This window comes from Antrihabitans auranticaus, assembly GCF_016481275.1.
Lineage (GTDB): Bacteria > Actinomycetota > Actinomycetes > Mycobacteriales > Mycobacteriaceae > Antrihabitans.
Genome location: NZ_JAEMNW010000007.1, coordinates 249,965 through 261,692, shown reverse-complemented (window position 1 = coordinate 261,692; position 11,728 = coordinate 249,965). Strand labels below are relative to the sequence as shown.

3 protein-coding genes are annotated in these 11,728 nt (G+C 65.1%); all 3 read right to left on the bottom strand.

What is annotated here, in order from left to right; all coding sequences use genetic code 11:
• Positions 1-8,436, bottom strand: an 8,436-nt coding sequence (locus JGU72_RS25465) for a non-ribosomal peptide synthetase (protein WP_233532969.1), incomplete at its 3' end; no start/stop codon positions are given.
• A 365-nt stretch (positions 8,437-8,801) separates the two neighbouring features.
• Positions 8,802-9,557 (bottom strand): precorrin-4 C(11)-methyltransferase, encoded by a 756-nt coding sequence (gene cobM, locus JGU72_RS25460; protein WP_199686892.1) that lies wholly within the window; start codon positions 9,555-9,557, stop codon positions 8,802-8,804.
• 215 nt (positions 9,558-9,772) lie between these two features.
• The gene (locus tag JGU72_RS25455) at positions 9,773-11,725 is read right to left on the bottom strand and encodes an acetoacetate--CoA ligase (RefSeq protein WP_199686891.1); all 1,953 of its coding nucleotides are present in this window, start codon (positions 11,723-11,725) and stop codon (positions 9,773-9,775) included.
• Positions 11,726-11,728 lie beyond the last annotated feature (3 nt).

The window sequence follows — 11,728 nt, the reverse complement described above, 5'->3', positions numbered from 1 at the left end:
CCGATGCCCATCCGGCCGCGCCACCACCAACCGCGCACCAACCTGCAACGGCCAGAAGAACTCCCACACACTCACATCGAACGTCGCCGGCGTCTTCTGCAACACCACATCATCGGCACCCAACCCATAAGCCGACTGCATCCACACCAACCGGTTCACGATCGCCCCATGGGAAACCGCAACACCCTTCGGCCGACCCGTCGACCCCGACGTGAAAATCACATACGCCGTGTTCGACGGATCCAACGTCGAAGTCCGCTCAGCATCCGACACCGGTCCGTCGGCAAAACCGGCGACATCCAACTCGTCCACACGCACCGCACCCGGCGCAGCGAAATCATCCGCCCCCGTGGTCAACACACACACCGGACGGGCCGTATCCAGAATGTAGGCGATCCGATCCGCCGGATGATCCGGATCCAGCGGCACATACCCGCCACCGGCAACCGCCACCGCGTACATCCCGATCACCAGATCCAGCGAACGGCGCATCCCCAAACCGACCAGCGACTCCGGACCCACACCCTGCGCAATCAACCACCGCGCAAGACGATTCACCCGTGACGCCAACTCGCCATACGTCAGCTCGGAACCCTCGAAGACCAATGCCACCGCATCCGGCGACGCCACGACCTGCGACTCCCACAACGACACCAACGTCGCCGCAGAATCCACCGCAAAACCGGTGTCGTTCCACTCCACCAGCACCCGACGCCGCTCGGCAACCTCGAGCAACTCGATATCACCCACAGCCACATTCGCATCCGCGAGCACAACCTCGAGAATCCGAACAAACCGCTCCGCAAACGACGCCACCGTCGACTGATCGAAAAGATCAGTCGCATAAGAGAACTCAGCCGACAAACCGGCCTGGCTGCCATCTTCGGCAGTGATCTCGTTCAGCGTGAGCTGGAGATCGAACTTTGCGAGGTTGGCGTCGAAGTCGACGCTCGCAATGCTCAGCCCCGGCAGTTCGAGTGAGACCTGACCGGTGTTCTGGAAGGTCAGCATGACCTGGAACAGCGGGTGCCGGGCCTGCGAACGAGCCGGGTTGAGTACGTCGACGAGCCGTTCGAAAGGCACGTCCGCGTGACCGAAGGCAGCGAGGTCAGTTTCGCGAGCGCGCGCGAGCAAATCTACGAACGTCAGATCGGACTCGGCCTGCAGACGCAGCACAAGGGTGTTGACGAACATGCCGATCAGGTCGTCGAGTGCCTGCTCACCACGGCCTGCGACAGGCGTACCGATCGCGATGTCGGGTGTTCCCGCCAACCGCGACAGCAACACCGCGAGGCTCGCGTGCATGACCATGAACAGCGACACGTTGTGCGCGTGCGCAAGGTCGATGAGGCGGGCCTGCATGTCCGCGGACACCGAGAACGCATAGGTGCCACCGCGATTGGACGCGACGACCGGTCGCGGACGGTCGGAGGGCAGGTCCAGCTGATCGGGAATACCCGCGAGCGCCTCGGACCAGAACCGAACCTGTTGCGAGACGATCGATTTCGGATCCTCCTCCGAACCGAGCACATCGCGCTGCCACAGGGCGTAGTCGGCGTACTGCACCGGAAGCGGTGCCCACGCCGGCGACTCCCAAGTCGCGCGCGCCGCGTAGGCGACCATGACGTCCCTGGCGAGTGGGCCCATGGACCAACCGTCGGCAGAGATGTGGTGCACGACGAGGCCGAGTACATACTCTGTCGGCCCGATTTCGAAAAGGCTTGCATGCAAGGGCACTTCGTCCGTGACGTCGAACGCGACGGAGGCGAGCCCGATCAGTTCGGCGACAAGTCCCTCGTTCGAGGTCTCGATCGGAGTCAGGTCGGGAACGATCTGCGCCGCATCGAGGATGAGCTGCTGCGGGCCGTACCCCGAGTCAGGGAACACCGTTCGGAGCGACTCGTGCCGGTCGATCACATCGATGACCGCGACCTGCAGCGCGGCGACATCCAATTCACCCGTGAGGCGGATGGCAATCGGAATGTTGTTGACCGCCGACTGCATGTCGAAGCGGTTGAGGAACCACATGCGCTGCTGCGCAAGCGAAAGCGGGATTCGCTCGGGACGCGGGCGGGCCGCCAGAGCCTTCTGACCGCCGGCACCGACGTGCGACTCGGCGCGCGCGGCGAGCGCGGCAACCGTCGACGCTTCGAAGATCGTGCGGACCGGGACCCTGGTGTCCAGCGCCGTTCCGAGGCGCGACGACACCTGCGTTGCGATCAGGGAGTTGCCGCCGAGACGGAAGAAGTCGTCGTCGAGACCGACACGAGCGACGCCGAGCACCTCGCGGAAGATTTCGGCGACGATCTCCTCGATAGGAGTGGTCGGCGCCCGGAACTCCCGGACCTCGAAGACCGGCGACGGCAGCGCGCGCCGATCGAGCTTGCCCGACGGGTTCAGTGGCAGTTCGTTGAGAACGACGAGTGCAGACGGGACCATGTAGCTCGGCAGCAAGCGCACCAGCGCGGATTTCACAGCGCCGGTATCCACCTCACCGTCCGGTGCGACGAGGTAGGCGACGAGTTGATCGCCGGCGACCGTATCCACAACGAGCGCGACGGCTTGTGTGATGCCCGGGTAGGTCCGAACGGCGGCTTCGATCTCGCCGAGTTCGATGCGCTGACCGCGGAACTTGACCTGGAAGTCCGCGCGGCCGATGTAATCGAGGTTGCCGTCGGGCCGCCAGGTGACGACGTCGCCGGTGCGGTACATCCGCAGGCCCGCGGCGAACGGATCCGCGACGAACCGGTCGGCGGAGAGGTCCGGCCGGTCGTAGTACCCGCGTGCCAGCTGCGCGCCCGCAAGGTAGAGCTCACCCGGCACACCGGCGGGAACGGGGCTCAGTCCCCGGTCCAGTACGTACACGTGAGAGTTCCACACCGGGCGGCCGATCGGCACCGCACTGGTTGTCGTCTCGGTGATCTCGAATGCTGTTGCGTGGACAGTGAATTCGGTCGGACCGTACAGGTTGTGAACACCCGCGTTGCTGACGTTGCGGAAGGCGGCGACGGTCGATCCCGACAGTGCCTCACCGGCGACCTGAACGATTCGCAGCGACTCGCAGTCGGCCGCCGAAGCCGATCCTGCGAAGACCGACAACATCGACGGTACGAACGACGTCATGGTGACGCCGTGCTCGCCGATGATGTCGGACAGGTAGATCGGATCCCGGTGGCCATCCGGAGCTGCGATGACCATCCGGCCACCGACGACGAGGGTGCCGAACAACTCCCACACCGACACGTCGAACGTCGCAGGAGTCTTGTGCAGCACGACGTCGTCGGCGCTGATGCCGTATTCCGATGTCACCCAGCTGATCTGGTTGGCCATCGACCTGTTGCTGACGGCGACACCCTTGGGGCGGCCTGTCGAACCCGACGTGTAGATGACGTACGCGATGTTCGCCGGCGAGACGGTGCCGAGCCGCTCCGCCGCGGTGATCGGCGCGCCGGAGAACTCGCCGAGATCGAGCGTGTCCAGTTCGAGCACGTCGTAGTCGCCGTTGATCGCGAGATCGTCACCGGTCGTCGTCAGCACGCAGGCAGGTGCCGAACTTTCCAGGACGTATCGCGTCCTGGCCCCCGGATGATCGGGGTCGATCGGAACGTAGCCACCACCGGCCGCCAATGTCGCATACATCGCGACGAGCATGTCGAAAGAGCGCCGAATACCGATGGCTACCAACGACTCAGGGCCGACGCCCTCGGCGATCAGTGTGCGCGCGAGCTTGTTGACCCGGGCCGCGAACTCGGCGTAGGTCAGCTCCTCGTCGGCAAACACGAGCGCCACCGCATCGGGCGTCGCTGCGGCCTGCGCGTAGAACCGTTCGATGACCGTTGAGCTCGGAACGTCGTGTTCGGCCGAACTCCATTCACCGAGAACAAGATTCCGCTCGTCCGCGTCGAGAATCTCGATATCTCGAACTGCCACTTCAGGATCCGCCACAACGGCATCGAGCACCCGCAGGAATCGGTCGGCGAAGCTGGAAACGGTGCTGTGATCGAACATGTCGGTGGCGAAGGACACCGTTGCCGCAATACCGTTCGGCTCACCCATCGAGCCGCGGTGCTCGGCCATCGTCCACTGCAGATCGAACTTGGCGATGTCGACCTCGAGTTCGTGGCCGCTGACGGAGAGCCCACCCAGATCGAAGGTCGACGGCGCAGCGTCCTGGAAGGAGAGCATCACCTGGAACAGTGGGTGCCTGGCCTGCGAGCGCGCTGGATTCAGCACCTCGACCAGCCGTTCGAAAGGCACGTTGGAGTGCGCGAATGCCGCGAGGTCGGCTTCGCGGGTCCGCGACATCACGTCGGCAAAACTCTCGACGCTGTCGACTTCTGTGCGCAGGACGAGCGTGTTGACGAACATGCCGATGAGGTCGTCGAGCGCTTCCTCACCACGGCCCGCGATCGGTGTACCGATGGCGATATCGGACGATCCGCTCAGGCGAGCCAGCAACAGGGCCAGCGCACTGTGCATGATCATGAAGAGACTCAGACCGCGTGACTGCGCCAATGCGGCAAGCCGCCCATGCAGTTCCGGGGTGATGGCGAAGGCGATCCGGCTGCCGCCGAAGGTCTGCACGGCGGGGCGCGGCCGGTCCGACGGCAGGTCGAGCTGCTCGGGGAGCGCCGCGAGAGCTTCTGTCCAGTAGGCGAGTTCGCGCGACAAGATGGATTCCGCGTCGGCCTCGTCGCCGAGCAGATCACGTTGCCACAGCGTGTAGTCGCGATACTGCACGCGCAGCGGTTCCCACGCGGGCGCCTCGCCGTTCGCACGGGCAAGATATGCGGTCGCGACGTCGCGCGACAGTGGGCCGAACGACACACCGTCCGCGGCGATGTGATGGACCACGAACGCGACGGCGTAGGTGGTGTCGTCGACCTGGTACACGCGTACCCGAATCGGGAGCTCACTCGATACGTCGAAGCCCTGCGCCGCGAAGTCGGCAAGGCGGTCGGCGAGGTCCGCCTCGTCGATCCGCTCGGCGTGCCAGTCGAGTCGGACGTCCTCGATCGGGATGACGTGCTGGTAGCCGCCCTCCTTGGACTCGGGGAAGACCGTGCGCAGCGTCTCCTGCCGCTCGATGACGTCTGTCAGCGCCGCCGCGAGGGCGTCGAGGTCGACGGTGCCGACAAGTTTCACCACGAAGGGCAGGTTGTACGTCGGAACTGTCGGGTCGAACTGGTTCAGGAACCACATTCGCTGTTGTGCGAGCGACAGCGGAACGCGTTCCGGTCGCGGTCGCGCAACCAGGGCGGGGCGCGTGGCGTCGGCGCGCTCGGCGGTGTCGACGCGTGCCGCAATTCCCGCGACGGTGGGCGTCTCGAACAGCACGCGGACACCGAGCTGGATCCCGAAGGCAGCACCGATCCGCGTGACGACCTGCGTCGCCACGAGCGAGTTGCCGCCGAGTTCGAAGAAGTTGTCGTCGATGCCGATCCGCGAAATGCCGAGCACGTCGCTGAACACTCCGGCGACGATCTCTTCGGCATGCGTGCGCGGGGCACGGAACCGCTCCGAGGCCGACGAGAAAACGGGCGCCGGCAACGCTTTTCGGTCGAGCTTGCCGCTCGTGTTGAGCGGCAGTGCGTCGAGGACCGTGATGGACGCGGGGACCATGTAGCTCGGGAGCCGCAGCCCGACCGCACGGGTGAGCGCGGCCGAATCCAGGCTCGAACCGGCAGTCGGCACCACGTAGCTGACCAGTTGTTCACCGGTCGCGGTGTCCATGACGAGCGCGACCGCCTGGCTGACCGACGGTTCGGCGAGCAGCGCGGTCTCGATCTCGCCGAGTTCGATGCGCTGCCCGCGGAACTTCACCTGGAAGTCCGTGCGGCCGATGTAATCGAGCATGCCGTCCGCGCGCCACCGCACGAGGTCGCCGGTGCGGTACATCCGCGCACCCGGCTCACCGAACGGGTCGGCGACGAAACGATCGGAGGTCAGGTCCGGCCTGCCGAGATACCCTCGGGCCAATTGCCTTCCGGCAAGGAACAGTTCACCGGGCGCCCCGACCGCGGCCGGGCGCAACCTGGCATCGAGCACGTAGGCCCGGACGTTCCATTCCTGCTTGCCGATCGGGACCGAGACGACGTCGTCTTCGGTGCACTCCCAGTTCGTGACGCTGACCGCGGCTTCGGTCGGGCCGTACAGGTTCTGGAGCCCAGCTGAGCTGATCCTGCGGAACGCACCAGCGGACTCGGGTGGCAACGCCTCACCGATGACGAAGACGTGGCGCAGGGTCGCGCACTGTTCGCGAGTTGCCTGACCCACGAACACAGTCAGCATCGACGGCACGAAGTCGGTGATCGTCACGCCGTGCGCTTCGATTTCGGCGGCGACGTACGCCGCGTCGCGGTGCCCGTCCGGCGTCGCAACGACGAGCTTCGCGCCCGACAGCAACGGCAGGAAGTAGCCCCACAGCGACACGTCGAACGTGGTGGCAGTCTTCTGGAAATAGACGTCGCTGGAATCGAATTCGTACTCCGCGAGCATCCACAGCTGCTGGTTGACGATCGCGCGATGCGTAACCGCGACACCCTTGGGCCGCCCCGTCGAACCGGACGTGTAGATGACGTAGGCCGTGTTCGCGGGCACCAGGGTGCCGATGCGGTCGGCGGCCCGGACGGGGTCCGCAGACAGGTCGGTGAGATCGAGCTGATCGATCGTCAGGACAGGAATGTCACCGGGCAGGTCGAGGTCGTCGCGCGACGTCGTGAGCACACAGACGGGGGCCGCGCTGTGCAGGATGTAGCTCGTCCGCTCGGCCGGATGATCGGGGTCGATCGGCACGTACGCGCCACCGGCCTTGAGCACGGCATGCATGCCGATCACGAGCTCGAGCGAGCGCCGCATCCCAAGGGCGACAAGCGATTCCGGTCCGACACCGCTGCCGATCAGGTACCTGGCCAGGCGATTCACACGAGCGTCGAACTCGGCGTACGTCAGCGCTTCGCCCTCGAACTCGACGGCGATGTTGCCGGGCGACTTCGCGATCTGCGCGTCCAGCAATTCGACCAGCGTCGTATCGGGCACATCGTGGCCCGTCTCGTTCCAGCCGATGACCGAGAGATCTCGTTCGTCCTCGGTGGTGACCGGGATCGACCACACCGGAGTGTCGCCTTCGGCAGCGAGGAAGCGCTCGAAAAAGTCCATGAAGCGCGCGTGGTGCAAGCGCGCTTCGTTCTCGCTGTACAGGTTCGGGTTCGTCTCGAAGTCGATGTGCGCACGGGCGCCGCCGACCGACTGATAGAAGTTGACGCCCAGATCCTCGATGCTGCCCGTGGACAGCACGTTCAACCGGCCGATCATCGGGCCGAACTCGATTTCGCTGTGGAACAGCATGATGTTCACCCAAGGACCGAAAAACTCCTTGGTTGTGCTGCGTGACGACGAATCTCGTCGAATGTCTTCGTGGCGGTAACGCTGGTGCCGGAGTGCACCGGATACCTCGACGGTAACGGCCCTCAGCATGTCGGTGACAGTGCGCTCGTGGCCGACGTCGAGCCGCAACGGAACGGCGTTCGAGGCCATGCCGCCGGAACGGCGCATCACGGCAGTCGTGCGTGCGGTCACCGGCAGCGTCAGGATGACGTCTTGTTCGCCGGTCAGCTGCGCGAGATAGGTTGCGAATCCGGCAATCAGCAGCGACGCGGACGAGGTGTCGTGCCGTTTGACGGCGGTGGCGAGGAGCGAGGACTCATCGGCGGAGAAGGCGGCGCTCGCGATGCCGTTGACGGGCGCGGGCGGCGCCGTCCGACCGGTGAGGCTGCTGCCTTCTTCGCGGCCCTCGATGCGCTGCGCCCAGTGGGCCTTGTCGTTCTGGAACCGGGTGCTCTCGCGGTAGGTCATCTCCGACGCGTAGAGGTCCTGCAGCTCGCCGGCTTTCGCGTCCGTCGGCTCCCGGCCCTCGATCGTGGCGCTGTAGTGCTCGGCCACCCGGTTGAGGAACGTCATCGAGCCGAACCCGTCGAGCGCAACGTGATGGGCCCGCGAGTACCAGTACCACCGGTGCTCTTCCAACTGAATCGCTGCCGCGACGATCAGCCGGTCTTTGAGGATATCGATCGGCTTGCTGTACTCGGCGCGCATCCACTCGAGAGCGGCAGCCTCTGGATCGGCGAAGCTGCGGACGTCGACGTAGGTCGGCGTCGTGTCGAGGGAGTAGTCGATGACCTGTTGCGGTTCGGCGTTGTGCTCGACGATGCGGAGGTAGCCCGAACCGATCTCACGGGCAGCAGCGGAGCTCGCGCGGTGCAGAAGGTCGACGTCCAGATCGCCGGAGAGATCCACGAACTGGGCGATGTTGATCGGCACCTCGGGATCCACGAGCTGCGCGTACCAGATTCCGAGCTGCGCGGGAGACAACGGGAACATCCCCGACCCGGCCTCCCGGGCGTCGGCCGCGCTCTCGTCGAAATCTCGCTGGTCCAACACTAACCTCTTTCCGGATTACGCAATCTGGTCCACAACCTCGGACTAGCAAAACCGTGCAAAGTAGCAATCATCATCGAGTCGAAAAGGTCACCAAGTATCTATCTGTGCTGTGAACACGGGCCGTTACAGGGTTGCCGCCGTAATGCGAGCAGTTCGCGATCAGCGAAATACGACATCTGGGCGATTGTCGAGCCCTCAGGCGACAGCACGTGCCCATTGACGGGGAAGATCTCGAGCCGGCACCGCTGCATACGACAACACGTTCGAGTGGATGGTCACCGATCCAATCTACCGCCCAGTCAGTTGGTCGCGCACTCGCACTGACCGAGCGTTTCGCGACCGCTGGGTGACAGCTGTGACGCTCACGACTCGGGGGTCGGGCGACAGCGCTCCGGATCGTAGAGATGCGACCCGGCGACCGCGCGTGGCGCTAGAGCGGGTCCGACGATGATGACGGCCGCCTGGCGCAGGTCGGCGGATTCGACCTTGCCGGCAATGTCGCTCAACGTGCCGCGCAGCACGACCTCGGCGGGCTGACTCGCGCGGTAGACGACGGCGACCGGGCACTCGGCGCCATAGTCACCGACAAGCGCCGCGGCGAGCTCCCGAACGCGGGTGATCGCGAGGTGCAACACGAGGGTCGCCCGCGTTGCCGCAAAGTTCGCGAGCGCTTCGGACTCGGGCATGGCCGTCGACCGCGCGTGCGCCCGGGTCAGAACGACAGACTGCGTCAACTCGGGCACGGTCAATTCCGAGCCCAGCAGCGCAGCGGCCGCAGCGTAGGCCGGAACACCGGGCGTCACGTCCCACGGAACGCCCGCGGCGTCGAGACGCTTCGTCTGTTCGGCGAGGGCCGAATAGATCGACGGGTCCCCCGAACACAGCCGGGCGACGTCGTTCCCGGCGAGGTGCGCATCGATCACCTTTGCGGTGATCCGATCGAGATCCAGGTACTGCGTGTCGACAAGCTCTGCGCCGTGCGGGCAGTGCGCAAGGACGGCGTCGTCTATATAGGTGCCGGGATACAGGCATACGGGGCTCGAGCCGAGCAACTGCGCGGCGCGAAGCGTAATGAGATCGGCCGCGCCAGGTCCGGCACCGATGAAGTGAACGGTCATCGAAGGTCGAGGCTGGTCATGGACCGGACTCTACTGTGATTGAATTGCCATCCCGCAAAACGTACGCAAAGTCGGTTTTGATCGCGATTCGCATACCCCATGACAGCATATAGCGCCTATATTCGACTCAACGCCCGATCATGTGAGGGGTCCGGTCGAGCGTTCGTCGCCGGCGTGTGGATCTGGGGCGCACGCCGGCGCACGAAAAAGAGGGTTCAGTTGCGGGCGGAAATGCGCTGCGCACCCTCTGCGGCATACCAATCGATCAATTCGGGTGCGTCGACAGCGCTGCGGTCGACGACCCTGGCAGCGTCGCCGCCCTGGAAGATCCGCTTGATCGGCACCTCGAGCTTCTTGCCGGTCCGGGTGTGCGGGACGCCCGGTGCGGCGATGATGTCGTCGGGCACGTGCCGCGGCGAAGCCTCGTCCCGAATCGCCGACTTGATCCGGCCGATGAGGTCGTCGTCGAGTTCGGCACCCGGCGCCAGCACGACGAACAGCGGCATCCAGTACCCGCCGTCCGGTCGCTCCGCGCCGATCACAAGAGCCTCCGATATCTCGGGCAACCGCTCGACGGCCTGATAGATGTCGGCACTACCCATGCGAATGCCGTTGCGGTTCAACGTCGAATCGGAACGGCCGTGCACGATGACACTGCCGTGGTCGGTGATCGTGATCCAATCGCCGTGACGCCACACTCCGGGATAGGTGTCGAAGTACGCGTCGTGATACCGATGCCCGTCGGGGTCGTTCCAGAAGCGGATCGGCATGGACGGCATCGGCTGCGTGATCACCAACTCGCCGACCTCGCCGATCACGGTCTTGCCGTTCTCGTCGAATGCATCCAACGCGACGCCGAGGAACGGTACCGACAACTCGCCAGGCCACACCGGCACCGTCCGGACACCGCCGATAAACGCCGACACGACGTCGGTGCCACCGCTGATCGACGCAACCGGAACTGTCTCACCGACGTTGTCGCGCAGCCACAACGCCGACGACGGTGGCAGGGTCGATCCTGTGATGCCGACCGTTCGCAAGGCCGACAGATCGTGATCCGTCTTCGGAACTGCGCCGGCCTTCGCACATGCGAGTACGTAGCCCGGACTCGTTCCGAAAACCGTCGCACGCATGCGCGAGGCGATGCCCCACAGCGAATCCGGCTGCGGATACGTCGGACAGCCGGAATAGGTGACGATCGTCGAACCGACGAGCAACCCGGCGACCTGGAAGTTCCACATCATCCAACTCGGGCTCGTGTACCAGAAGAAGGTGTCGTCGCGACCGAGGTCGGAGTGCAGCGCGATCGCTTTGAGGTGCTCGAGGAGCACACCACCGTGGCCGTGCACGATGCCCTTCGGCAACCCCGTTGTGCCGGAGGAGAAAACGACCCACAGCGGGTGATCGAACGGGAGCGCTTTCGTGGACAGTTCATGCTCGCCGGCGATTGCGTCCGCCCAGTCCTGCGCGTGCTCGAGCGTCGTTCCCAAGTTCGACACAAGGACTGTCGCGCGGAGCGTCGGCAACCCTTCCTGCAACTCTTCGACCTCGCCACGCTTGTCGTGCGTCTTGCCGTTGAAGTGGTAGCCGTCGGCGGCGATCAGCACCGTCGGATCGAGCTGGCCGAGCCGGGTGAGCGCAGCCTTCGCGGTGTAGTCCTGGCCGCACGCACTCCACACCGCCCCGAGACTCGCAGTCGCGAGGAAAGCCACGACTGCTTCGGGGAGGTTGGGCAGATATGCGACGACGCGGTCGCCCGGTTCGACACCGAGATTGCGGAGCGTCGCCGCGAGCGCGCCGACCTGCCGGAGTAGCTCGGCCCACGACACCTCGACCGTCGAGCCGTCTTCCTCGACATGGACGACCGCCGGGCGATCCGCGCGCGCGTTCCGCACCACCTGATCGACGTAATTGAGCCGCGCCTCCGGAAACCATGTGGCGCCTGGCATTTCGGTTGTCTCCAAAGCGGGACCGGGGTCCGGAGACTGAATGTCGAAGTACTCCCACACGGCCGTCCAGAAGTTGTCGAGGTTCTCGACGGACCACTGCCACAGCGACGGGTAGTCGGGCAGCTCGAGACCGATCTCGCGTTGGATGAAGTTGGCGAAGTCGGTGATCCTCGCCCCCGCGATATCGTCGGCGGTCGGCACCCATTGCGGTTCGGTCATCGA

Coding starts and splice junctions, on each gene's coding strand:
- JGU72_RS25455 (WP_199686891.1), bottom strand. CDS start 11,725: ATGACCGAACCGCAATGGGTGCCGACCGCCGACGATATCGCGGGGGCG.
- cobM (WP_199686892.1), bottom strand. CDS start 9,557: ATGACCGTTCACTTCATCGGTGCCGGACCTGGCGCGGCCGATCTCATT.